The sequence below is a fragment of the Myxosarcina sp. GI1 genome, from assembly GCF_000756305.1.
GTDB lineage: Bacteria > Cyanobacteriota > Cyanobacteriia > Cyanobacteriales > Xenococcaceae > Myxosarcina.
Genome location: NZ_JRFE01000026.1, coordinates 124,142 through 149,183, shown reverse-complemented (window position 1 = coordinate 149,183; position 25,042 = coordinate 124,142). Strand labels below are relative to the sequence as shown.

General features: G+C 38.8%; 25 protein-coding genes and 2 pseudogenes. 14 read left to right on the top strand and 13 right to left on the bottom strand.

Annotated features, from left to right (window positions below; translation table 11 throughout):
- The first annotated feature begins 219 nt into the window (after positions 1-219).
- Positions 220-594 carry a hypothetical protein gene (locus KV40_RS20880; RefSeq protein ID WP_036485672.1) on the top strand — a complete coding sequence of 125 codons (375 nt, stop codon included), beginning with the start codon at positions 220-222 and terminating at the stop codon, positions 592-594.
- A 111-nt stretch (positions 595-705) separates the two neighbouring features.
- Positions 706-2,040, top strand: a pseudogene (locus tag KV40_RS20875) (CIA30 family protein); the annotation flags it as partial.
- Between the two features lie 32 nt (positions 2,041-2,072).
- On the opposite strand, the gene KV40_RS20870 reads toward KV40_RS20875, so the two are convergent.
- From KV40_RS20870 to KV40_RS37025, 3 genes are all read right to left on the bottom strand, one after another.
- The gene (locus tag KV40_RS20870; RefSeq protein WP_036485670.1) at positions 2,073-2,333 is read right to left on the bottom strand and encodes a SemiSWEET transporter; all 261 of its coding nucleotides are present in this window, start codon (positions 2,331-2,333) and stop codon (positions 2,073-2,075) included.
- 199 nt (positions 2,334-2,532) lie between these two features.
- A complete protein-coding gene (locus KV40_RS20865) occupies positions 2,533-2,808 on the bottom strand; it encodes a hypothetical protein (RefSeq protein ID WP_036485668.1) in 276 nt (91 codons plus the stop codon).
- A gap of 41 nt (positions 2,809-2,849) precedes the next feature.
- On the bottom strand, positions 2,850-2,984 hold the full coding sequence (locus KV40_RS37025) for a hypothetical protein (RefSeq protein ID WP_256381154.1): 135 nt from the start codon (positions 2,982-2,984) through the stop codon (positions 2,850-2,852).
- Positions 2,985-3,057: 73 nt separating this feature from the next.
- Here KV40_RS37025 and KV40_RS20860 point away from each other — a divergent pair, with 73 nt between their 5' ends.
- Both KV40_RS20860 and KV40_RS20855 read left to right on the top strand, forming a co-directional pair.
- Positions 3,058-3,288, top strand: coding sequence for a DUF433 domain-containing protein (locus KV40_RS20860; RefSeq protein ID WP_036485667.1), 231 nt, complete (start codon positions 3,058-3,060; stop codon positions 3,286-3,288).
- Between the two features lie 2 nt (positions 3,289-3,290).
- Positions 3,291-3,593 (top strand): DUF5615 family PIN-like protein, encoded by a 303-nt coding sequence (locus tag KV40_RS20855; protein WP_216595662.1) that lies wholly within the window; start codon positions 3,291-3,293, stop codon positions 3,591-3,593.
- A 104-nt stretch (positions 3,594-3,697) separates the two neighbouring features.
- Here the strand turns inward: KV40_RS20855 and KV40_RS37110 are convergent.
- The 5 genes and pseudogenes from KV40_RS37110 to KV40_RS20835 all read right to left on the bottom strand — a co-directional run bounded on the left by KV40_RS37110 (position 3,698) and on the right by KV40_RS20835 (position 5,599).
- A pseudogene (locus KV40_RS37110) lies at positions 3,698-3,886 on the bottom strand (type II toxin-antitoxin system HicB family antitoxin).
- Between the two features lie 29 nt (positions 3,887-3,915).
- The gene (locus KV40_RS20850; RefSeq protein ID WP_036485666.1) at positions 3,916-4,455 is read right to left on the bottom strand and encodes an alpha-ketoglutarate-dependent dioxygenase AlkB; all 540 of its coding nucleotides are present in this window, start codon (positions 4,453-4,455) and stop codon (positions 3,916-3,918) included.
- Positions 4,456-4,590: 135 nt separating this feature from the next.
- A complete protein-coding gene (locus tag KV40_RS20845) occupies positions 4,591-4,857 on the bottom strand; it encodes a hypothetical protein (protein ID WP_156114105.1) in 267 nt (88 codons plus the stop codon).
- A gap of 93 nt (positions 4,858-4,950) precedes the next feature.
- Complete coding sequence (locus tag KV40_RS20840; RefSeq protein WP_036485664.1) at positions 4,951-5,169, bottom strand: hypothetical protein; 219 nt, start codon at positions 5,167-5,169, stop codon at positions 4,951-4,953.
- Positions 5,159-5,599 (bottom strand): PIN domain-containing protein, encoded by a 441-nt coding sequence (locus tag KV40_RS20835; protein ID WP_036485663.1) that lies wholly within the window; start codon positions 5,597-5,599, stop codon positions 5,159-5,161. Before KV40_RS20835 ends, KV40_RS20840 begins: the two co-directional genes overlap by 11 nt.
- 92 nt (positions 5,600-5,691) lie before the next feature.
- Between KV40_RS20835 and ileS the strand changes: the two genes are divergently transcribed.
- From ileS to KV40_RS20810, 6 genes are all read left to right on the top strand, one after another.
- Positions 5,692-8,613 (top strand): isoleucine--tRNA ligase, encoded by a 2,922-nt coding sequence (gene ileS, locus KV40_RS20830; RefSeq protein ID WP_036485662.1) that lies wholly within the window; start codon positions 5,692-5,694, stop codon positions 8,611-8,613.
- A 78-nt stretch (positions 8,614-8,691) separates the two neighbouring features.
- Positions 8,692-8,865 (top strand): hypothetical protein, encoded by a 174-nt coding sequence (locus KV40_RS37370; RefSeq protein ID WP_371260811.1) that lies wholly within the window; start codon positions 8,692-8,694, stop codon positions 8,863-8,865.
- Positions 8,865-9,074: a hypothetical protein gene (locus tag KV40_RS20825; RefSeq protein WP_036485661.1), complete on the top strand. Its 210-nt coding sequence runs from the start codon at positions 8,865-8,867 to the stop codon at positions 9,072-9,074. The genes KV40_RS37370 and KV40_RS20825 overlap by 1 nt, the downstream gene beginning before the upstream one ends.
- 159 nt (positions 9,075-9,233) lie before the next feature.
- Complete coding sequence (locus tag KV40_RS32370) at positions 9,234-10,607, top strand: S1 RNA-binding domain-containing protein (protein WP_052055801.1); 1,374 nt, start codon at positions 9,234-9,236, stop codon at positions 10,605-10,607.
- 490 nt (positions 10,608-11,097) lie between these two features.
- Positions 11,098-11,742 carry a Uma2 family endonuclease gene (locus tag KV40_RS20815; RefSeq protein WP_036485660.1) on the top strand — a complete coding sequence of 215 codons (645 nt, stop codon included), beginning with the start codon at positions 11,098-11,100 and terminating at the stop codon, positions 11,740-11,742.
- 86 nt (positions 11,743-11,828) lie between these two features.
- Positions 11,829-12,764, top strand: a complete 936-nt coding sequence (locus tag KV40_RS20810) for a cobalamin-binding protein (protein WP_036485659.1) — start codon at positions 11,829-11,831, stop codon at positions 12,762-12,764.
- A gap of 115 nt (positions 12,765-12,879) precedes the next feature.
- On the opposite strand, the gene KV40_RS20805 is transcribed toward KV40_RS20810, so the two are convergent.
- Entirely contained in the window at positions 12,880-13,350 is a 471-nt protein-coding gene (locus KV40_RS20805; RefSeq protein ID WP_036485657.1) for a YchJ family protein, read from the bottom strand.
- Between the two features lie 89 nt (positions 13,351-13,439).
- Between KV40_RS20805 and aroC the strand changes: the two genes are divergently transcribed.
- Positions 13,440-14,528 (top strand): chorismate synthase, encoded by a 1,089-nt coding sequence (gene aroC / locus KV40_RS20800; protein ID WP_036485655.1) that lies wholly within the window; start codon positions 13,440-13,442, stop codon positions 14,526-14,528.
- A gap of 32 nt (positions 14,529-14,560) precedes the next feature.
- Here aroC and KV40_RS35095 read toward each other — a convergent pair whose 3' ends face one another.
- Both KV40_RS35095 and KV40_RS20795 read right to left on the bottom strand, forming a co-directional pair.
- Complete coding sequence (locus tag KV40_RS35095; RefSeq protein WP_156114104.1) at positions 14,561-14,749, bottom strand: hypothetical protein; 189 nt, start codon at positions 14,747-14,749, stop codon at positions 14,561-14,563.
- Between the two features lie 212 nt (positions 14,750-14,961).
- Positions 14,962-15,996, bottom strand: coding sequence for a sodium:calcium antiporter (locus KV40_RS20795; protein ID WP_036485653.1), 1,035 nt, complete (start codon positions 15,994-15,996; stop codon positions 14,962-14,964).
- Positions 15,997-16,272: 276 nt separating this feature from the next.
- Between KV40_RS20795 and KV40_RS20790 the strand changes: the two genes are divergently transcribed.
- Positions 16,273-17,208: a phosphoribulokinase gene (locus KV40_RS20790; RefSeq protein ID WP_036485650.1), complete on the top strand. Its 936-nt coding sequence runs from the start codon at positions 16,273-16,275 to the stop codon at positions 17,206-17,208.
- Between the two features lie 157 nt (positions 17,209-17,365).
- On the opposite strand, the gene KV40_RS20785 is transcribed toward KV40_RS20790, so the two are convergent.
- On the bottom strand, positions 17,366-17,644 hold the full coding sequence (locus KV40_RS20785; protein WP_036485648.1) for a hypothetical protein: 279 nt from the start codon (positions 17,642-17,644) through the stop codon (positions 17,366-17,368).
- Between the two features lie 165 nt (positions 17,645-17,809).
- Between KV40_RS20785 and KV40_RS20780 the strand changes: the two genes are divergently transcribed.
- Both KV40_RS20780 and KV40_RS20775 read left to right on the top strand, forming a co-directional pair.
- On the top strand, positions 17,810-19,618 hold the full coding sequence (locus tag KV40_RS20780; RefSeq protein ID WP_036485646.1) for a glycosyltransferase family 39 protein: 1,809 nt from the start codon (positions 17,810-17,812) through the stop codon (positions 19,616-19,618).
- A 421-nt stretch (positions 19,619-20,039) separates the two neighbouring features.
- Positions 20,040-23,018: a choice-of-anchor Q domain-containing protein gene (locus tag KV40_RS20775; RefSeq protein WP_036485644.1), complete on the top strand. Its 2,979-nt coding sequence runs from the start codon at positions 20,040-20,042 to the stop codon at positions 23,016-23,018.
- Between the two features lie 43 nt (positions 23,019-23,061).
- Here the strand turns inward: KV40_RS20775 and KV40_RS20770 are convergent, their stop codons facing one another.
- Positions 23,062-24,996 (bottom strand): alpha-amylase family glycosyl hydrolase, encoded by a 1,935-nt coding sequence (locus KV40_RS20770; RefSeq protein WP_036485642.1) that lies wholly within the window; start codon positions 24,994-24,996, stop codon positions 23,062-23,064.
- Positions 24,997-25,042 lie beyond the last annotated feature (46 nt).

The following is a 25,042-nucleotide window of genomic DNA, read 5'->3' as shown; positions in this document are numbered from 1 at the left end:
AGGAAAAGTCGTTCGAGTATTATTGCCAACAACAATATTACAGACAAAAGTTAAATTTAGGGTCAGAGTTTTGTTAAAATTTTTTAAAACAAATTTAATTTTTTTAACTTATAGGGTTTCTCGAATTAATTGAATTCAGTAAGTATTTTTCTTAAAGATCGGAGTTTAAAAGCTATCGTTCTATAAAAGTTGAGAATCGCTATAAGTATCTTTAAGACTATGAGATTAAAAGTCTTACCATTTAGCTTTGAATTAAATACTGTAGCGATCGCGGGAGCCTGTTTGTGGTCGCTGGCTTTATATATTAGCTTTCCTAAAATCAAAAATTGGATTACCAAGCAACTAACCCGATGGTTTAATTTTGCCGAGCGATCGCTTTACACCCCAGAAGAATACGAAGCAACTCGCCAAGCCAGAGAATCTCAAAATGAATTTTATGCTTCGGTATTGAGTATCGTACCTTTTATAATTTTAGGAGCGATAACTTACTGGTCGCTCGACCTTAGCTTTGACAGCAGTAGCTGGGCAATTAGTTTGGGTATTATCACCTGTATGATTTCGGGAATATTTGCTTTGGGTAGTCTCGATTCTTAGCTAAAGCTTGAGGGGCGATTAGCAAAGCTAGCGCGTCCAGCGCGATCGCCACAACACTTAAAAACACCAAACTGTCCTAAGCTTAAGATTAGAGGCAAAAAAATACACAAAACGGTAATGGACAGAGTATTAGTAGCAGGTGCGACTGGTGGCGTAGGCAAACGGGTAGTAAAACTTCTTTTAGAAACAGGTTATGCAGTAACGGCTTTAGTAAGAGACGCAGAGAAAGCCAAAGATTTACTAGGCGAAGAAGTAAAGGTGTTTGAAGCCGACATCACCATTCCCGAAACCCTCAAACCAGAAATGATGGTAGGAGTTACGGCAGTTATTTGCTGTACGGGGACAAAAGTGCAGCCAGTTGAAGGAGATACTCCCACGCGTGAGAAATACTATCAAGGAATTAAATTTTATCTTCCCGAAGTTGCCGACAGTCCAGAACAGGTAGAATATCGCGGCATAAACAACTTATTAGAAGTAATAAAGCAAAATCTACCTCACGCTACAAACAAAGTTATTTTTGATTTTGCCGATCCTGCGGTCAATATAAAAGACTGGGGATTAGTTAACGATGGCGTAATGGGAGGAGTCAGCCAAAGTAAGATTCGTCTTGCCGATGACAAAGCAGTTTTTTCGGGAGTTGTGTCTACTGAAAATAATGGAGGTTTTGCCTCTACTCGCACTCGTAATTTCGACCCTCCCTTCGATTTATCTGCTTATGAAGGAATCGAACTAAAAGTTATGGGAGACGGTTTGCGCTACAAGTTTATCTTACGCAGTGAAGATAACTGGGATGGAATTGGCTACAGCTATTCTTTTGATACGGTACACAATTATCCCACTACAGTTCGTATTCCTTTTAGAGATTTAATCCCCGTATTTCGTGCCAAAACCGTACCCGATGCTCAACTAGATACGAGTAAGGTTTATGCCATGCAATTGATGTTGAGTAAGTTTGAATACGACGGCGAATTAAACCCCAACTTTGAAGCGGGAAACTTTGGTTTAAAAGTAGAGTATATTAAAGCCTATGGCGGTGAAGCTACGCCGCAATTTGTTATGGTTAGTTCGGCAGGAGTGACGCGCCCCGATCGCCCCGAAATCGACCTAGAATCCCAACCACCAGCCGTAAGAATGAATGAGCAATTAGGAGGGATTTTAACCTGGAAACTAAAAGGCGAAGAAGTAGTTAAAGCTAGCGGACTTACATACACGATAATTCGACCCTGTGCCTTGACCGAAAAACCAGGAGATAAAGTTTTATATGTCGAACAAGGAGATAATTTAACAGGACAGGTAAGTAGAAATGCGATCGCGCAACTTTGTACGGCAGCAATTATCTTACCCGAAGCAGTTAACAAAACTTTTGAAGTCTGCGAAACAAACAACACAGGCAAAACCCACTGGAGAGATTTGTTAGAAAAGTTAAGCGATGATAGTTCTGTTTAACGCTCTCTCGTACGGATAATAGTAATTTTGTTTTATCCGTATTTTAGCTTACAGACCAAAATCGAAGCAGCTAAAATAAAAGTGGCCAAGTTGGCTACAAACACGGGTAAGTTTTCTGTAAATAAGCCATAAATTATCCAAAGTATGACTCCCAGACAAAAGCAGAGAAACATCGATAGAGAGATATCTTTAGTTGATTTAGACTTCCAGGCTTTGACTGCTTGAGGCAGAAAGGAGATAGTAGTCAAAATACCTGCCAGCAAGCCTACATAGGTTATAAGTTCTAGTTCCATAGGATACAAAGCGATTGCGCCTAACCAGTATCGAGCAATAATTTTGGTATGGCGATCGATAAAGTTTAGCGTGAGTTTTCTAAATTTAACTTTAGCTAATCATAGACCGAGATCGACCAAATATTTAGTTGAATAAATTTTAGAAGCGTCTATACTAACATTTAGGCGATCGCTAATTAAATTTCATAAATATACAATCCTAAAAAATAGATTTTTTTAGACTTCGAGAGCCAAAGCGATAAACTGCTCTATGTCCAATCCTAATTATCCAGGGTTGAGCGTTAGGGTATCGCTTATAAAAACGATCTGTTGACGTGATGAGAGAGTCTGCTACTTCAAAAGCACCAGTTTCGATGTCGATCGCCACAATCTTTCCGTAGTTTCTTGCCTCAACTTGCGATCGCACTTGAGACTCATAAATCTCATCCCCTCGTCGAGCAAATTCTTCTTTACTATAGCGAGGTTGTCGAATCATAGAACTAACTTTGTTGTAACGCTTATCACTTCATTGTATTGTTAATAGGCTGTTTTTATTAGCAATCTTTCGGGTAGTGCGATCGCTCCACCTAAAGCTGTGTAAATTGCCTTAGTTAATCGATCTTTTAAAGCAAAACACAAATCGTTAAATTGCTCAATACGATCTTCTTCCACATTATGTTGTGTTTGCCTGCTTGTTAATATCCATGTCATAAAATTAAGGAAATGCTTTATTCGCTCATCTTTTATGAGTACAAACAGAATCTCAGTAAATTCCCAAGTCCACTTCGGTAAACCTTGTATATTAGGTACGCGAATCACGGTGCAAAGCATTCTCGAACTACTTAATGAGGGACTTTCTTTTGAAGCAATTATTCAAGATTACTATCCCGATTTGCAAGTTGAAGATATTCGTGCCTGTCTAGAGTACGCTATTGCGCTGATAGCGGCTGAAGACATTCGCCTTGTTACTTCATAGGGATGAGATTTTTACTCGACCAAGACGTATATGCTGTAACAGCCAGATTTTTAATTGAAGTCGGACACGATGTAATTCTTGTGGCTCAAATTGGTCTTTCAAGAGCTAGTGATGAAGAAATACTCAAAAAAGCTCAGGAACAAAAGCGGATTTTAATTACAAGAAATAGAGACTACGGAAATCTCGTTTTTGTTAGAGCAATTGGTTCTGGTATTATCTATCTTCGGATCTTGCCCTCAACCGTAAATGTAGTTCATGGCGAACTAAGAAGAATTAATAAGAGCGTTTGTAGTTGTAGAGCATAGTGGACACAGGTTCAGACGACCGCTTTCTTCCTAACCCGTTTGCGATCGCTTCGTTTTAAGCTTTTTGACTATAATTTTACACAAACGTTTGCTAGAAATAGATTTCATACAGCAATTTCGACAATGCGATCGCTTGACTCAAGTGGATTACGACTGTTAGCAACATTAAGCCATCCTTCAATGGCATCCTGTAAATTAGACCTTACTTCCTCTATTGAGTCACCCTCTGTTATACATCCAGTAAGTGCTGGAACCTCTGCCTAATAACCACCTTCCTCTGCTGGATGAATAATCGCTTATGGTTGCACTTGATTATATTTTGTTATTGTTCGCTACTTTCTCCTGCAAACAAGCGAAACGTCAAGCTAATTCTGCCATCCTCAATTTCTTTATGCTTCAAAATAGCGTGCTTCCAATGTTTTTGCACTTCTTGCGACATTAAAAGTAACGAACCACTCGTAAGCCAAATTTCGCGCTCGATAGATTTATCATGCTTGTTTTGAAAACTAATTGCTCGTTCTGCACCAAGCGAGACTATAATAACGCCAGTATTGTCTGCAAGGTTTTCAATTGCGTCAGAATGAAAACCCATTTTTGACTCGCCATTGTCATAGTAATTGATGAGACAGTTGTTCGGACGATAATTGAAACGCGCTTCGATATCTTTAACAAGCGGCAATAATATTTTTGGCATTGGTTGAAAAGGATAAGAGATACCCGAATAGTTGTAGGGTACACCAAAGCTTGCGGTTTTACGCGCTTGCATCCTTTCATCCCACTGTACTTCTCTAAGTAAGCGATCGAAGAGTAGTTGAGCGTTGGAAACAAAATGGTTGTCAATGGTCAAATTTAATTCATTCATCTGCTCGAATTATCTCATCGTTTGGCTTCAAGCAAACTACAATATGTATTTAAAATTATAGTTGAAGATAGTTTTACATCGCGATCGCCACCAACTTTAAAATAGATCGAATGCTCTATAAAAGGCTACTAACATTTATTTTATAGTGATTAAAACGGTCAATAATACAGTGATTATTATTGAAAAAATACCATAGAGCCATTTTAGCCAGGTTAAATCGTTTTTAATTACAGTAGTAGCAATCAAAATTTGTTCGGTTTTATCTTCTAACTTATTTATGCGGCGATTGCAAGTATTTTGTTCTAGCGAATCCTCAGTTTTGATTTCTGCTTGCTCTGCCATCTTAGCCAACACATTTATTTTTATTTTATCAAGTAGGCTAAAATCAAAATTTGCAATCAACGCGATCGCAACAAAACCTTATAAAAGATCGAATGTTTTATAGAGGACGATCGACTATCAATTTAAGTATATAAACTCAAAGCAGGGTTAATTTTAAGCTTCGCCCTTCGATTCCTGAAATTCTAAAATTTTGGAGTATAAACTTGCTACCGATTCTCGTTCAAAAAGCTCATCCTTAAGTTTTAAATAATCTCCACTTCCCAAATTACAAGCTGCACAAAAACGAGCAACTTTCGATGGCTCCATATTTGCTAACAGAACTTGAAGCCCTTCTTGTAAAATTTGTTGCTCATTCTTCACTTTAATTGTCACTGTCTATCTCCACCACAAAATTAACTGGATTTATTACCTTCAGCGTTAACTCAGAACATCTATTTATTAACCGTTTGTCGCAGGTAACTAAATAATCACAATTGCTAGCCTCAGCAAAAGCAACGTGTAACGCATCAATGGCTTTAATTCCATTATGCTCTAACTGTTCGGCTCTTTGTCTAATTACTTCATTTACTGTCTGCCGAAATTCAGCTAGCTGAAGATATCGATTCATAGCCTCTTGCTTAATGAGATAAGGATTTCGGCTATTCTCGTATTCTAACACTGAAGAACCAACTAGAGCGATCGCTTTGGTCTCTACCATTTGCATAACAATCGCGACAGCTTGCGTTTCTAGAAAAATTTTAGGCTGGGTTTGGTCGTCAAAAGGACGCTGATACACACTAGTATCCAAATACACTTTTGTCATGAGATTGTACAGCGCAAATTCTGTTTATTATATTTAATCGATCGCGTAATAATATACAAATAAACAAACCCCTAGCCAGATCGAGATTGACTGTGACAGAAGCAAAGAGCTATAAGGATACCGTAAATCTGCCCCAAACCGATTTTAGTATGCGGGCAAACTCTAAAGTACGCGAACCAGAATTGCAGCAATTTTGGGCGGAAAACCGAATTTACGAGCAATTGTCGCAGCATAATCCTAAAGAAGCTTTTATTCTCCATGATGGACCACCTTATGCCAATGGTTCGCTACACATGGGTCATGCGCTGAATAAAATTCTTAAAGATATTATCAATAAATACAAGTTGCTACAGGGTCATAAGACAGACTATATTCCTGGTTGGGACTGTCATGGACTGCCTATAGAACTAAAAGTTTTACAGAAAATTAAATCTAAAGAAAGAAAAGAACTTACTCCTTTAAAACTACGACAAAAAGCCAAGGAATTTGCCTTAGAAGCACAGCAAGAACAGTGTGAAGGCTTTGAGCGATATGGTATTTGGGGCAACTGGCAGCATCCCTATTTAACTCTTACTCCCGAATACGAAGCCGCGCAGATTGGCGTATTTGGAGATATGGCGTTAAAAGGCTATATCTATCGCGGTTTAAAACCCGTTCATTGGAGTCCTAGTTCTCGTACGGCATTAGCAGAAGCAGAATTAGAATATCCCGAAGGGCATACTTCTCCTAGTATCTATGCCGCGTTTACCGTAACTGAGTTAGGAGAGGGCGCAAAAGCATTAGAAGAATATCTGCCTAATTTAAACGTCGCGATTTGGACGACGACACCCTGGACTATTCCTGGTAACTTAGCGGTTGCCGTCAATGGCGATTTAGAATATGCGGTTGTGGAATTAAACCCGCCTTTACCAACTGTAGAAGCAATGGCAGCAAAGGAAAATGCATCTTATTTAATAGTTGCTAAAGATTTGGTGGAAAGATTATCAGCAACCTTAGAACGAGATTTAACCGTAAAAACTACTTTAAAAGGTAAAGCTTTAGAAGGTACGACTTATCGCCATCCTTTGTTTGACAGAGAAAGTCCAGTAGTTATTGGTGGTGACTACATTACTACCGAATCTGGTACGGGATTGGTTCATACCGCACCTGGACACGGACAAGAAGACTATATCACGGGGCAAAAATATGGTTTACCTATTATTTCGCCTGTAGATGATGGCGGCAAATTTACCGAAGAGGCAGGTAAGTTTGCAGGTTTAAACGTTATTGCTAAAGGTAACGAAAAGGTTAGCGAAGGAAATAATGCCATTATCGAAGCCCTAACTGAAGCAGGTTCTTTACTCAAACACGAAACCTACGCCCACAAATATCCCTACGACTGGCGCACTAAAAAACCAACCATATTTCGCGCTACAGAACAGTGGTTTGCTTCAGTAGAAGGCTTCCGCGATGAGGCTTTAAAAGCCATCGGTACTGTAACCTGGATTCCCGCTCAAGGAGAAAATCGCATTACGCCGATGGTCAGAGAACGTTCCGACTGGTGTATTTCTCGTCAGCGCAGTTGGGGCGTACCAATTCCCGTATTCTACGATAAGGAAACTAACGAACCACTATTAACCGAAGAAACCATCGCCTACGTTAAAAATATTATTGCCGAAAAAGGTTCTGATGCCTGGTGGGAATTATCAGTAGAGGAGTTATTACCCGAATCATATCTTAATAACGGACGCACCTATCGCAAGGGTACGGATACGATGGATGTCTGGTTTGACTCTGGTTCTTCTTGGGCAGCGGTAGCCAAACAAAGAGATTTAAAATATCCCGTCGATATGTATTTAGAAGGATCGGATCAGCATCGGGGTTGGTTTCAGTCTAGTTTGCTTACCAGCGTCGCGGTTAACGACATCGCACCTTATAAAACTGTCCTGACTCACGGCTATGTTGTAGACGAACAGGGGCGCAAAATGAGTAAGTCTCTGGGTAATGGTGTCGATCCTAACATCATCATTGAAGGCGGAAATAACCAGAAAAAAGAACCTCCCTATGGTGCTGATGTTTTGCGTTTATGGGTATCTTCTGTCGATTATTCTTCTGACGTTCGTATTGGAGGTAATATTCTCAAACAGCTTGCAGACATTTATCGTAAGATTCGCAATACGGCGCGTTTCTTACTCGGTAACTTACATGACTTCGATCCCAAACAAAACGCTGTCGCTTATGCAGACTTGCCCGAACTAGATAAATATATGCTGCATCGCATTACCGAAGTGTTTGCAGACATTACTAATGCTTACGACAGCTATCAATTTTATCGTTTCTTCCAAACGGTACAAAACTTTTGCGTCGTCGATCTGTCTAATTTTTATCTCGATATTGCCAAAGATAGGCTTTATATCAGTAATGTAGACTCTTTTCGTCGTCGTAGCTGTCAGACGGTACTAGCCATTGCAGTAGAAAATTTAGCTAAAGCGATCGCGCCAGTATTATCTCACATGGCTGAAGATATTTGGCAATCTTTACCTTACGAAATGGATTATAAGTCGGTGTTTGAATCTGGTTGGGTAAAAGTAGAGGAGGAATGGAAAAAACCAGAATTAAATAAATTCTGGAATACGATCCGTACTCTAAGAGATGAAGTTAACAAAGTAATGGAAGAAGCCAGAAAAGATAAGGCGATTGGTTCTTCTTTGGATGCTAAAGTGTTACTTTATATTCCCGATACAGAGTTACGCCAAAAATTAGCGTCTTATAATTCTTCCGATATTTTAAGTGAGACAAACGTAGACGAACTACGCTATTTCTTTTTAGCTTCTCAAGTAGAACTTGTAGATTCAGCAGATGCAATCGCCCAAGAAAAGTATAAAAGTGATTTTAATATTGCTTCTATTGCTGTAGTTAAAGCCGATGGCGAAAAATGCGATCGCTGTTGGAATTATTCTTTAAGCGTGGGCAGTTTTGCTAACGATCCGACAATTTGCGATCGTTGTGATGCAGCCTTGAAGGGAGAGTTTTAATTTTAGTTTATTTTAGGGGTAATTTCTAAATTATCTTTATAGCACTTGTAACCAAAAATAAAACAGTGAGGGAAAGCAATTTTACCAACAGCCAATCAAGGAATTACTGTAATTTTGTGTCAATCTTTAACCAATACATTCACACCAATTTTCATCGTTAGAATAGATGAAAGAACAAGAAATGTTTTTATTCTGGCTGGAGATGATATACAAATAGAAATTTATTCTAATGGTAACTGGAGGTTCTTATAATGAAAGTAGATTTCGATAAAATGACAAAAAATGAATTAAGAGCCTATTTAATTAAGCATCCTAACAATAAATCTGCGTTTCAAGCTTTTGTAGATTGCTATACTTCGGAAACTTCTTCTACAACCTATTCTATGGCAGAAACTCCTGAAGATATACAAAAAGTTGACAATTTAATTCGACGAAAAGTTACTCAATCTAAAAGTAGTTAGCAATGCAATACTAAAATTATTCTTTAAGCGTGGACAGTTTTACAGACGATCCAACAATATGCGTCGTTGTAATGCAGCATTGAAAGGAGAGTTTTAATTATTAGTTAAATGTAGAAATGAGTTATTAATCAACTCTTATCTATACCAATCAAAAACAATATGAACAAACAATTAAAAAAATTTAAGCGAGGTGATATTGTATTAGGTAAAGTTATTGGAATAGAACCATCAAAAGCTTTAATTAAGATAGAAGACTGTGAACCAGTTTATATTATCAAGGAGGTTGCATCTACTCAAGAAATAAAATCAATTGAAGAAGTTTTACAACTCAATCGAGTTTATGAATTTGCGATCGCGATAGATTATACTGCCAGATATTACAAAACCGATGAATACTATTTGTCAATTGTTGAATTAGAATATTTAAGAAGGATAAAGAGATTAGAGCAATTAGCAGCAGAAGATGTAACAATATACAGTGAAGTCATTCAAGCTTATGATTATGGAGTATTAATAAAGGTAGAAAATCGAAATTTTATTGTTTCTAATATCTATCTTAAGACCAAAACATCAAATCAAAAATTAGTTGGAATAAAAATACCGATAAAGTTTGTAGCTGTTAGAAAAAACAATGTTTATAATGAAATATTTGCAAGTCATCGCTGGACATTAGAGAGTACAAAAAATTACTCTTTAGGTGATATTGTTATAGGTAAAGTAATAGAATTAAAAGACAGCTATGCGTTAATTGATATTGGAGCCGAGAAACTTGCATGTATTGAATTGAGAGATGTATCAGTTTGGGCTAAATCTTGCAAAGAAGTTTTACATATTAACTTAATTCGTGAGTTTTTAGTTTCTAGTATTTATCATTATCCTTACAGTGAAACACTTGGACTATCTATTAAAGAACTAGAGCGTCAAATAGGTTGGGAAAGATTACAACAGGTAGACCAAGAAAAGACAATATTTTACTGTCAACAAGCTAAAAGAAATACAGTAAACAATGGATTTTTAGTTAATCTTGAAGGCGTAAGTGCTTTTCTTCCCGACAGTCATATAAGTTGCCAACTTTTTAAAAACAACAAATTCAAAACTAAAATTCCTTTTAAAATAATTAGATTATATTCAAGAAGCCGTTCTGTAGTAATTAGTAATCGAAAAGCATTAACTTATTTTAGATTAAAACAAATCAAAGTCGGGGATTTAATAACAGGAAAGATACTTGCAATTAAAAAGTACGGTTTGTTTATTCAGACAGATAATATAACAGTTTTGTTGCATATTTCTGAAGTCTCCCAGGTTTCTATAGGCTTAGAAGATTTATATAATATTTTTAGAGTTGGCGATGATATAAAAGCGTTAATTATTTGGATGGACATTCACAAAGGACGTGTTTCTGTCTCTACCAAAGAGCTTGAAATAGACCCAGGCGATATGCTTAAAAATCCGCAATTAGTCTATGAAAATGCTGAATCAATGGCAATTAGATACCGTGAACTAGTTTTAGAAAGATTGAACAAATTTGAGTAATAAAATTAATTTTAATTAAAAACTTTTAGAATCATCTTCTTTAGAACGTTCGATCGGCTATATAATATATTATGACTGTATTATTATAGTTTTTACGATCGCTGCTAAAATTGTCTTCCATTAGTAAAAATTTTGCTGACGATCTGAGTATATGCGATCGCAGTTTGTACTTTGTTGAAAGACGTTTTATGTATATTTTATAGTATAAGCATTACTACAAAATTATTTACCAAGTAACCTGTATATTTATCTATTTAATATAGCTTATGAAAGATGTACTGAGATTTAGCAAAATATTTTATCCTTAGCTGCTTTAATCTTTGTAAATTTAGTCTGGTTTGGTAAGAGAATTGCGATCGAAGAAGATATGTTAGTTCGAGAATTTGGCGATGATTACCAAAGATATCGACAACAAACCAAAAGATTAATTCCTCTGGTGTATTGAGTTATTCTTTTAGTATAGAAAGCTTTGCTAACGCTGCGATAGTTTATGATTGCTACTTCACCTACCAAACTAATAACGGATACTTGGGTAACTGCTACCTGGGATGAATATCTGCAAAATATCGAACATCCCGACTGCAAGAAAACAAAAGGCTATTATTACGATGGCAAATATAGAATTGAAATGACTCCAATTGGTAATGACCATTCAAAAGATCATTGTAGTATTCAGACGGCAACTAGCCTATTTGCTATTTCAAAGCAGATAGCTATAGATATTCGCGACAACTGTAGCTATCGTAAAACTGGCTTTAAAGAGTTTCAACCAGATTTATCCTGTTATGTAGGAGATAATGCCGATGCTATTCCTTGGGGAACGGGAGTAATTAATTTAGATGAATATCCCACACCAGATTTGGTAATTGAGATTGCCAACACTTCTCTATCGGACGATCTGGGAGCAAAAAGATTACTATACGAAGAGTTAGAAATAGCCGAATATTGGATTGTTGACGTACACAATGCCCTAGTGATGGCTTTTAAGATCGAAAATAGAGGAAGTAGAAGAGTTACCGAATCAACAATCCTACCAGGACTAGAAATTAATGTATTAACTGAGGCTTTAGTGCGATCGCGACAAAGTAATCATACACAAGTTGGTACTTGGTTATTACAGCAATTTCAACAATAAAATAAATCTGGGTTTATTGACAAGTTAGTGAGAAGTAGTAGTAACTTTATCTTATGCGGCGAAAAATTCGATTCTGGTAAGTTAACATGAGCAAAAAAAACAATCTGAGAATTGTTTCACTTCTTCCTAGTGCTACAGAGATCGTTGCTTGTTTGGGTATTAGCGAGGCATTGGTAGGACGCTCTCATGAATGCGATTATCCTCCAGATGTTAGAGATTTACCCGTATGTACCGAAGCTAGATTAAATACGGATAAACGAAGCGGTCAAATAGATGCCGATGTACAAACTTTGCTACAAAATGCACTAAGCATCTACAAAATTAAAACTGAAGTTTTGGGGCAACTCAAACCAACTCATATTATTACTCAAGACCAATGCGATGTATGCGCGGTTAATTTAGCAGATGTAGAACGAGCTATAGCCGAACTTACTAATTCTAATTTTAAGCCTCAGATTATTTCTCTCCAGCCAAATTTACTAGCAGAAGTTTGGCAAGATATCGAAAGAGTGGCTCAAGCTTTAAAAATTGACGCTTTTCCCGTTATCTTTGAACTGCAATCTCGTATGGAAGCGATCGCCAAAAAAAACAAACAGCGGGCGACTGAAATACCGACTGTAGTAGCCTTAGAATGGGTCGAGCCATTAATGACAGCAGGTAACTGGATTCCCGAACTAATTGAAGTTGCTGGAGGAAAATCGCTACTCAGTGTAAAAGGTGAAAATTCTCCTTACCTCTTTTGGGAAAGTTTGCTCGATCTAGATCCAGAAGTAATTATTATTATGCCTTGTGGTTTCGATCTAGAACGTACCGAACGAGAATCACGAGTTTTGACTAAACGTCCTGGCTGGAAGAGTTTAAAGGCAGTAAAAAATAACAGAGTTTATTTAGTAGATGGTAACTCCTACTTTAATCGACCAGGACCTAGATTAGTCGATTCGACAGAAATACTAGCAGAAATACTCCATCCTGAAATATTTACTTTTGGTCATAAAAACCAAAGCTGGAAGCCTATGGTTTAAATCGAAGTTTATTTAGATTAGAGAATAAGAAATAGGGAACGGGGAAAGGGGAACAGTTTAATGTGTAAGTAATTATTCTTAGATACCTACTTGCTACTCGCTACTCGCTACTCAATTAAACACCATGACATTTTTTATATTTTTTGCCACTACCACACCAACAGGGTTCATTGCGCTTGGGAATTATTGGCGGTAGAAAAACGCCATCTACATAAAACCAGCGATCGCTTTCTTTAACAAACCGAGAGCGTTCGTGTAGCTGTTGTGGTTCGCTGACTCGATAAACTGCCACAAATTCGACGAAACCAAGCTCGTCTTTTGACTGTCCTTTGTTAGTAGCGATGACTTTTAGTCCTAGCCAATCGGTATTGTGAATACTTTTAGCCAGTTGTAGGCGATCGTCAAATTTACGCTTGTCGGGATGAAGCGTAGCAATTAAATAATCTATCTTACCCTGACAAAAAGCCGTATAGCGCGATCGCATCAATTTTTCTGCCGTTAGTGCAGTTGCTTTGCCCGATAGATACACTAGGCAACAGTCTCGATATGGTTGGTTACTCCCACAGGGACAGTCTAGCTGTGACATTGATAACTATGAAAAACGATCGTTAGTTTTTACTCTACAGATTTATAGGTTACAATACATATCGCCGAACCCTACAAATTAAGAGCAGCATGGGTAACACTTTCGGACAATTATTTCGCATTACTACATTTGGTGAGTCTCATGGAGGTGGAGTCGGAGTAGTTATCGATGGCTGTCCCCCGCAGTTGGAAATTAGCGAGGCGGAAATTCAGCAGGATCTCGATCGCAGACGACCGGGACAGAGTAAAATTACCACACCACGTAAGGAAACAGATACTTGTGAGATTGTTTCTGGAGTGTTTGAAGGTAAAACTACAGGAACGCCAATCGCAATTATCGTGCGAAATAAAGATGCTCGTTCTCAAGACTACAACGAGATGGCGGTAAAATATCGTCCTTCCCACGCCGATGCTACCTATGATGCTAAATATGGAATTCGTAACTGGAAAGGCGGCGGACGTTCTTCAGCCAGGGAGACAATTGGGAGAGTTGCCGCAGGTGCGATCGCCAAAAAAATTCTGCGACAGGTAGGAGGCACAGAAATTGTTGCTTATGTCAAGCGAATTAAAGATTTAGAAGCAGTAGTAGACTCCAACACGGTCACTTTAGAACAAGTAGAAAGTAATATCGTGCGCTCTCCCGATAGCGAGTTTGCGGAACGCGCGATCGATCTGATCGATCGCACGCGCCGAGACAAAGATTCTCTTGGTGGAGTTGTAGAGTGTGTGGTTCGCAACGTTCCCAGAGGTTTGGGCGATCCCGTATTCGATAAATTGGAGGCAGATTTAGCCAAAAGCGTCATGTCTCTACCAGCAACAAAAGGATTTGAGATTGGTTCTGGTTTTGCAGGAACTACTATGACGGGAAGCGAACACAATGATGAGTTTTATATTGACGAACGGGGTGAAACGCGTACCGTTTCCAATCGCTCGGGAGGAGTCCAGGGAGGCATTTCCAATGGCGAAAACATTATTATTCGGGTTGCTTTTAAACCTACAGCTACCATTGGTAAAGAGCAGCAAACTGTAACCAAAGGTGGAGAGGCGACGGTATTGGCAGCTAAAGGCAGACACGATCCTTGTGTTTTGCCCAGAGCAGTACCGATGGTAGAAGCAATGGTAGCTTTGGTACTTTGCGATCGCCTTTTAGCACAGCAAGCACAATGCAAATTGTTATAAAGTGTTGTTGTAATTAATATCGTAATACGATATTATTTTCTAATTGAAAGATGATAGTTTTGAGGATCGCTCAAGGCAGCTTTTTGTAATTCGGCTTTAGTTTTTTTAGTTAGATCGGGCATTTCTTGCCAGCAGTGGCGACAAAACCAGTAGCTGCGATCGCGCTCTAAACATCGCAGCATCGAGTTAGAACAACAGGGACAAATTTTATTAGTGGTCACGACTATTTAAACCTCTGTTAAAAAAGTATATTAAATTGTTAGCTTTACAGTTTAAATATAATTACAAATTTTCAAACTTTAAAGATTTGAGGAAGCTACCCCCTATATTCTTTAGAATTCTTTAGATAAAGTAAGAAAATTAAACTTACAGTTTTTTTAGGTAGCATTAGATACCAAATCAAATAATATTAATTGATGTTTATCAATTAGAGTTAACTACTAGAACCCGCTGGTAGCAATAACATAACGACACCACTGGCGTAGAGCAAAAGAATTAGCAAGCTTTCAAAACCGATATTGCCAATACCGTGTTTTTCGCGGCGCAATAAACCAAGCAAGAGTACTCCCGTCATTAAAATAGTCAGAGACATCACAAAAACTTGTCGATTGGCGATCGCGCCATAAATAGAACCCTGACGATATGCCACGTCAGAAAAAGCCAGCAGCATTAAATCGAAACAGTTACCGCCGATAACACCGCCAACTCCTAAAGATAATGCCCCCTGACGTACTGCTGCTATAGTAGTGACCAATTCTGGTAAAGAAGTAGTTATGGCGGTAAATAGACCCCCGACAACGGATTCAGAAATTCCCGTTAGAGAGGCTAGTGAAACACCAGCACGAGCAATAATAAAGCCAGCCACCGCTACAATGATGGCGTAACAGACAAACTTTAACCATAGTTTAGTCAGACTGCTATTTTTGGCTGTCTCATCGGGTTCATCGATATTAGTTTCTTTAGTTTGTCTTGGCGACCACATTCTTGTCTCTTGCGAACGAGATACCAAACGCAAACCCATGACATATGCAGTAATTAAAATGATAGTCGCAGGATGAATTCCCCAAAGATCTACTTGGGGACTGGACATAGCCAACATGGGAATTGCCAGCAGAGTCATCAATAATGTTCCCTGTACCAAATTAGCAATTGAAGCAGCAGCATGTTCTAAATTAGCCTTGGCATAAAAGATATCGGCGATCGCCAGAAAGGCAGTCTGCGCGGCAATACCCCCAACAGCGTTACTGATAGCTAGTTCTGCATGACCGTCGGCAGCAGCTGTTACCGAAGTAACAATACCTGAAAGAGAGGTGCTGCCGCCCAAAAATACCGCTCCCATAACCGCTTCACCCCAACCCGTGCGATCTGCCAGGCGATCGCATACACGGGACATTCTCACGCCAACTACAGCGATAACGAAAGCCGCAACTATAAATAAACCAATACTAATTGGTAACGATTCAATCACTGTTTTATCCGTTTCCCTCTAAAGCTTAATTTGATTCTGTAAGACACAAGAATTAGTTCGACGGTTGTAGACTACTCCTGAATATAAAGATGCAGTAATTTAACTTAACCAACCATACAGCATATATTCCAGTGTAAGTTTCAAACATCTGGCGCGAGAGAGTTATCGATCTATTAATCTATTGCAGAATTGTTCGCTATTTGTTTTACAATCTTCTTCGATAGTGTATTGTTTAGTTTTGAGCTTGAGTTTAACGCCCGAAGTTAAGGAGAAATTATGAACGAAAGACCAGTGATTCTTGGTATTGTTGGTGATAGTGCTGCTGGTAAAACCACTCTAACCAAGGGTATTGCTCAAGTATTGGGAGCAGAGAATGTAACTATTATCTGTACTGACGATTATCATCGCTACGATCGCGCCCAACGGGCTGAAAAAGGTATATCGGCACTACATCCAGACTGTAACTACCTTGATATTATCGAACAGCATCTGGCTTTATTAAGAGCGGGACAGGCAATACTCAAACCAATTTACAATCACTCAACGGGTAAGTTCGATCCGCCAGAATACATCGAACCCAGACAATATGTCATCGTCGAAGGACTTTTAGGATATACAACTCCCGAAATGCGCGATAGCTACGATGTCAAAGTCTATCTAGCACCACCAGAATCTTTAAGGGCAACTTGGAAAACCAAGCGGGATACACGCAAACGAGGTTACAGCGAAGAACAGGTTTTAGAACAGTTACGCAAACGCGAACCAGATTCAGAAGCTTTTATTCGTCCGCAAAGACGTTGGGCAGATGCAGTAGTTATTTTTTATCCTCCCGATACAGACTTAGATGAAAGTAATTTATTACTCAACGCTAACTTAATCTTGCGCCCTACTATACCTCATCCCGATTTAACTACAATTTTAAGCTCGGAAGGTAATCATTTAGGCTCGGCAATTCGTTTGGAGTTGGATCGGGATATGGGCAAACCAGTTGATGTTTTAAAAATTGACGGACACGCTACTCTAGAGCAGGTAAGAGAATTAGAAAAACTCCTTTGCAAAGAAGTGCCTTATTTAGGTCAGTTTTGTAGCTTGGAAGGTAATCAAGAGCTTGGCAAACTTACGGGAACCACAGGAGAAACCTTGCAGAGTTATCCTTTGGCTTTAACTCAGTTATTAATCACCTATCATATGCTTAAAGCATCTAGCAGCTAATAGTTAAAAAGGTTTTGGGAAAGTAGAAAGTAATTTTAGGCTTTAGGGAACAGGGAAAAAAAGGAGACTTGAGGAGTTGGGGGATCTCTCTACAAGAGAAAACCTTCTCCGCCTTTTCTTAATTGCTACTTGCTACTCTCGCGAAGCGGTACTAGCATTACATTTTTTTCCAGCCCATAATTTTGCTACCGTCACGAAAAATTATGGAATTAGCCAAACCTAATTTAGCTAGTGCTTGGGCTAAAAGTTCTGTCTGCTGACGATCGATGGGAAAAAATTGCGGACAGCTTTCAAAATCAATACACAATACAGTAGAACGTCCCCAGGGTTCGCGAAAAATTTTGCTATCTTGAGGAAGACAATCAGCCAAAGAGCGAAATTTAGCCAGAGCGGCTTTTTCAAAACTAGCACTCGTCGAGTTAGGAAGCGAATCCATCAAATATTATCCTTAATTTAGCAGAGACAAAAGCTCCAAGTATGCTTGCACTTATAGGTTAGCATTTACTATTTAGCCAGTGGTATTCTTAGCATTTATTTAAGAAAACTCAGTAAAGCTAATTTGCGGCAAAAAATAAGTGTATTCGACGCTATAAAAACAAACATGAAAAAAATCGCACAACGGGGGCATAAAATAGAACAATATCCTAAAATTTACTGGATAATTGCGATTTTATGGTTATTGGTAATTAGCTCGATCGCCTTTATAGTCAATTTAGGCAGCACCAGTTTGGTAGATGAAACCGAGCCATTATTTGCCGAAGCAGCCCGTCAGATGAACGTTACGGGAAACTGGATCACTCCATATTTTAATGGCGAAACTCGCTTTGATAAACCACCTTTAATCTACTGGTTAATGGCGATCGCCTACAAATTAATCGGAGTCAATGAATGGGCGGTGCGTCTTCCTTCAGCCTTAGCAGCGATCGCGCTTATGTGTTTGGGTTTTTTTACTCTCAAACGTTTTGGTTTTTCTCCTTTTAGCGTCAGCAGAACAGATACCGATAGAATTCAACGACAATTATGGTTTTCAGCAACAATTGGTGCGGCTTTGATGAGTTTAAACGTACAAGCAATTGTCTGGGGGAGAACTGGCGTTTCCGATATGTTGTTGAGTGGCTGTATGGGATGCGGCTTACTGTGCTTTTTCTGGGGATATGTCAGCGAAGACAAGTTAATTGAAGCTAATCAACAATGGCGACTGCCTAATAAATGGTATTTAGCATTTTATATTTTAATTGCTTTAGCCGTACTAACTAAAGGTCCAGTAGGCATTGTGTTACCAGGATTAATAATTTTTTGTTTTTTAATTTATGTCAGACAATTTTGGAGAGTTTTAGGCGAATTAAAGCTGTTTTGGGGAACAATAATTTTTTTAATTATTACTTTACCTTGGTATATACTCGTTTATTTAGAAAACGGTAACGCCTATCTAAATTCATTTTTTGGCTATCATAACTTTCAACGCTTTACCGATGTAGTTAACGGTCACGATGCCCCGTGGTATTTTTACTTTATAATTGTCTTAGCTTTATTCGCTCCCTGGTCGGTATACTTACCTTTAGCTTTAGTTCGGGTTCGTTTTTGGCGATCGCGCTTTTGGTACAAAAAACCCCGACAGGCACAGTTTAGTTTGTTTGCAGCGTGCTGGTTTGTCTGTATTTTTGCTTTTTTTAGTATTTCCGTTACCAAGCTACCCAGCTATACTTTACCTTTAATTCCTGCCGCAGCTATACTGGTTGCTCTAGTTTGGAGTGAAGCTCTAACAAACTATAATTCTAAAATCGATCGCGGCTTACTTATTAGTATCGTTCTTAATTTATTGCTGGCGATTGCCCTTGCTATTGCTTTTTATTTTTGTCCTCAATTTATCGGTAAAGATCCGGTTATTCCCAATTTAGGTGAAAAAGTAGCCAGAGCTAATTTACATTTAAAGGGTGCAACGATTTGGGGTACGATTTCGTTAGCTAGTATTGCTTGTTTGCTATTAAAACATTGGCGTTGGACGATATTCATCAATCTAATTGGTTTTCTAGCTTTTATTAGCTTGGTCTTACAGCCCAGCTATATGTTTGTCGATCGCCTGCGACAGGCACCGATTAAAAATTTAGCGCAGACGGTAATCGAAGTAAAACAACCAACCGAAGAATTATGGATGTTGGGCTTTGAAAAACCCAGTCTCGTTTTTTACTCTCAAAATTTGGCAAAATTCTTTAGAAATGATGAGCAAATAGAAGATTATTATCGCCAGCCTGATGTTACCAAACCGCAAGCTTCTAGCGTTTTAATTGTCTCACGCGATCGCGAACTTAAAGATCTTGATTTGCAACCTCAAGATTATCAGGTATTAGACAACGAAGGTGTATATAAACTAATCCGTATTTCAACTCAAAAAATGTTTGAAAGTTTATAAAGTTTTTTAAAGAGCTTATTACTTTACGGCGATCGCCTATTAATTTTAAGAAACGGTTTGGGTTAAAAACATATTGCTTTATCTTTACTTTATAAAAAAACAATTGTTTATCAGTATTTTTACGTAAACTAAATACAAATACAACATCATCCAATTTTCTAGACTTACAGCTTAGTGCTTTATCTTTGCTTTATAAAACAACAAATTATCGACCGGTATCTTTACACAAACTAAATACAAACATAACACCTTCTCTGTTTAAATACTTAATATAGGCGGCAATATTGAGATGTAAGGATTGCTTGTGGATTGGTATTTTAATGCAAATAAAAATTATTTTAATTTGCTCTTAGCTGGCTGCGTTTTTTAGTAATCTGCTCGATTTTTGAGCTTTATGTAAACTATTTATGTGGTAAGTCAAATGAACTCTAAACAGAATTTTTCAGATGAAGCAAAAACAACTTTTGTAGTCAATACTGCTATTGATAAAAACGATGGTGATTTCAATTCTGGAGAGCTATCTTTAAGGGAAGCGATCGCCTCCGCTAATGAAAAGAAAGGTACAGATACAATTACTTTTAACTCTAGTCTGAGCGGACAGACTTTTAATTTATCTCTTGGTGAATTAAAAATAGAAGATTCGCTAACTATTAATGGTTTGGGTGCAGAAAATATTATTATTGATAGCAATAAAAACAGTCGTGTATTCAATATTGATGACGGTAATTCCGACACAGAGATTGATGTCACTATAGAGGGAATAACTATTACAGGTGGCAGTAGCGATTCTGATGAAGCTGCTGGTGGTATTCTCAACCAAGAAAACTTAACTATTTCTAAAAGCACCATCAGCAAAAATAGTGCCATTAGCGGTGGCGGAATTACCAATCAAGGAACAGCAAAGATTGAAAAGAGCAATATTGTAGATAATTTTAGTCCCTTTGGCGGGAGCGGTATTCTTAATGATGGTGAAATAATTGTTATTAGCAGTAATATCAGCAATAACAGTTCTTTTCGGGGTTCTGGTGTGGGAATTGCCAACAATGGAATTGCCAGAATTGATAACACTAGCATTAACAATAATCGTATTAGTTCATTAGGTTCTGGTGCAGGGATCTCTAACGAAGGTACGCTCTCACTCACTAATAGCACTGTTAGCCGTAATAACGGCGGCTTTGGTAATGGTGGTGTTGAAAACAGAGGCACAATAGAAATTTTTAATAGTACTATTACTGACAACAGCGGCAGTATGGGTACTGGTGGAATTTCCAATCAAGGTTCGGCAACAATTAGCAGCACTATCGTTGCTGGCAATAAAAATAATGAAGATCTAAAAGGAGATGGATTTATCAGTGGTGATAATAATCTAATTGGTAACGGTAACGATATTGCTGGCTTTACTGACAAAATAAATGGGGATATTGTCGGTACTAATGACAATCCCATAGATCCATTATTAGGAGAGTTACAGGATAACGGTGGCGTAACTTCAACCATTGCTTTGCTTGAAGGAAGTCCCGCAATTGATGCTGGTAGTAATCCTAATAACTTAGAAACCGACCAGAGAGGAAAAGGTTTCAATCGCACTGTCGGTAACGGCACAGACATTGGCGCATTTGAAGTGCAAAACATTGATGGCGAAGAAGATTTGGTAGTTTCTACCATAGAAGATGAAAATGATGGCGACTTTAGCGCGGGGGATCTATCTTTACGAGAAGCGATCGCACTTGCCAACAAACGAGAAGGTGCAGACACGATTACCTTTGACTCTAGTTTTAATGGCGGAACGATTACCTTTAATGAAGCTGAAGAACGTATATTATCAATTGACGACTCACTTAAAATTCAGGGTTTAGGTCGAGAAAATTTAACTCTTGATGGTGCTTTTCAGTTTGATATCTCTTTAACCAACATTGATGTCGAACTTAACGATCTGAATATTGTCGGGGGTAGGATTGAAAACTCTGGTAATTTAACTCTTACCGACAGCTCTATTAGAGAAACTATCGAACGTGCTTCGGTAGACAATAGCTCGATTATCAGTCGAGGCGAGACTCTGATTATCAATTCAACCATCAGGGATAACAGTGGCGGTGGTAATGTGGGAGTGCTGATTGAGTCTGGAACCACTACCATCAAAGGCAGTACGATTGCCAACAATGACGCTACCGCTTACGCTCAAGCTGGATTAATTATTCGCGATCGGGCAAGGGTAAATCTTAGTAACAGTACGGTTGCCAATAATCGTGGTAGAACTAATGCAGGTATAGAAAATGGTGGAACTTTAATAATCAATAACAGCACCATAGCGAATAACAGGGGTGGTTTGGGTGCAGGAGGCATCGTAAATTTTGGTACTGCCACTCTAACTAGTAGTCTTTTAGCTGACAATACTGGCGGTTTGACTTTAATTGGAGATGTTTCTGGTTCGAGAGAGTTTATCAGTGGCGGAAATAATCTTATTAGTAATGGTGATGAGGCTGAAAGTTTTGTAGATGGAGTTAATAGCGATCTAGTTGGTAGTAATGGAGACGATTTCGAGAATCCACAAATGGAGTTGTTAATAGATGCGCGACTCGGAGAATTACAAGATAACGGCGGTACGACTCCAACTATAGCTCTTTTAGAAGGAAGTCCTGCAATTGATGCTGGTATTAATCCCAGTAACCTGGAAACCGACCAAAGAGGAGAAGGTTTTAGCCGCACTGTTGGCAACGGCACGGATGTCGGCGCGTTTGAAGTGCAAGCTGTTGATGGTAATGAAGGTAAGAATCTTATTGGTAGCTCGAAAGCCGATACTTTAATTGGGGGTGTAGGCGACGATTTTCTTAAAGGATTGGCAGGTAATGATTCTCTCGTTGGTAATGCTGGTAAGGATGCCATCAAAGGCGACAAGGGTAAAGATACTCTTAGTGGCGGTACAGGTAATGATACTCTCCAGGGAGGCAACGGCAAAGATCTTCTCTATGGTGGCGACGGTACAGATATACTTTTGGGCAATAACGGTAAAGACACTCTTAAAGGTAGTTCTGGTGACGACACTCTTATAGGTGGTAACGGCAGAGATAATTTATATGGAGGCAATGGTGACGATCTTCTAATCGCAGGTAGAGGCAAAGATACCCTCTATGGTGGAAAAGGTATTGATTCGCTTGTGGGGGGAGATGGTGCCGATGTCTTTGTTCTCGAAGTAAATGGAAAAGATACCATTGAGGATTTTCGCGATCGCACAGATTTCTTTGGCTTAAGCGACAAATTGAGCTTTGGCAGCTTAAATATCGTTAACAATGATGCTGGTACGGCAGCTTTAATTCAAGATGGCAGTAACAATTTGACTCTTTCCGTAATTAAAGGTATTGATGCCACAAATATTAGCGAAGATGATTTTGTAAATATCTAAAGTTAGCTTTCAAGGGCGTTGGAAACAAACGCCCTAAAAATAATTAACTTGCCCAGCGATCGCGCCATTTAACCGTGCCAGATTCGGCAATTACCCAGCGACGAGCAACATTGTTTTCTCGTAAAGGCGATTGTCCTTCGCGCCACATGGCATATTTATAGCTAATTAGTTTGCCCGCACTTTCGTTAAAGGGAATTTCGCCAAACCAAGTATTACTGTTTACATATTCTAAAGGATAAGCATCGGCAATATTCCAGTTACCCAATTCAGGACAGTTACCGATAACAACGATAGTTTCTCCAGGCAGAGTATCTACACCGTTTAACTGTACCCTAACTACAGTTTGACCTCTAACACGTTCTCCGACATGACTGATAACAAGCGCTTCTTTACTACCTAATTCGAGATTGTATAGCATTCCCTCTTTCACTTCCAATTTTCGATGGGTCAAAATGCAGGTATGTTCGCCATCGGGAAAGTTGGTTTGCACCTTGTCTATAGTTGCTGCTTCTCCGCGATTAAGCGCGACAAAAATCCGCGAATCGCGATAGCGGCGAGTATAACAGTAAAGATCGGGTGTGAGATATTTTTGCCACTGACTGCCCAAAGATACCGCAGGATTGAGACGACGTAACCCAGAAAGAAAGCGTATTTCGCGATATAAAGGCGTTTCTGTATCCCAATTTTCCATCATCGGACGGTTGTAAGGATCGTTATTGCCATAGGGATTATTATCGCCGTTAGTATCGTTATGTAAATATTGTTCCGTACCGTAAAAAATACAGGGAATACCACGTGAGGTCATCAATAATATCATTGCCAACCGCAAACATTCGGGATCGGGATTGAGGGTTTGAAAGCGGTGCATATCGTGGTTATCGATAAAGGTAATTAACTCCGTCGCACCATCGTAACGAAAGTCTAAATCTAAAACCTCTTGAACTAGATGAAATCCCCCTGCTTCCCAAGAGCCTACTGCCTGACGAATAGCTATACACAAACCAAAATCGAGAATGGTCATTCCTGAATTGTTGGCAAATTCTACCGAGCGATCGTCATGAGGACTGCTGTAAATCCACTCGCCAAAGATAAATACATCGGGTTTGTGAGCTATTATATCGGCGTTAAACTCTTGCCAGAACCAAATAGGCATATGCTTGACCGTATCAACGCGCAACACATCTACACCACGATCTAGCCACTGTTTGATGGCACCTTTAATATAGTTGCGATATTCGGTATTGTTTTCGTTAAAGGTGGCTAGTCCCGATAGTTCGCGGTTTTGTACCTGCCATTCGTCTTCCCAATCAGTTACTGCGCCGTAATGATGATACCAATGGTTTTTATCGTTATTAAAATCGGCAATTTTGACTCCATCGTCATATAGTTCGCCTTTTTTACCGTCAACTTCAGGATTGCTATGGTTACAAACAACATCCAGAATCATCTTCATCTGTCGCTTGTGTAGTTCTGCTATCAGGCGATCGAAAGCGGTATTTTTTTCGTCTTGGGTGGCATTAAGAGAGGGATTATCATCTTTGCCAATAAAGCGGGGATTAATGCGTTTAAAGTCTTTTGTCCAATAGCCATGAATAGCAGCACTTTCTACAAACAGTCCTTCTACCTGCTCGAATAGTGGATTGAGCCAAACGGCAGTAACTCCCAAATTTTTTAAATAATCTAACTTATCGATAATTCCCTGTAAATCACCACCCCAATATTTACCCCATTCCTGACATTCAGGATCGTATAGTTCGGGGTTGGGACCTGGATTGTTATTGGGATCGCCATCGTTGAAGCGATCGACTACGATAAAATAAATAGTTTCTTGACGAAATTCAATATCTCTAGTGTATAAAAAGTCCAGATCGAGATCTTCTGTTTTTTGTTCTGACAAGTTCTGAATCTTGTCTTGAGCTTGGCTAGTACTTACAGGAGATTGAGGAGCGGCTGATTTACCTGAAGGATTAGAAACCATTACGATTACCTTAAGTATTTTTACGCAAACAAATAAAAGTTGGTTT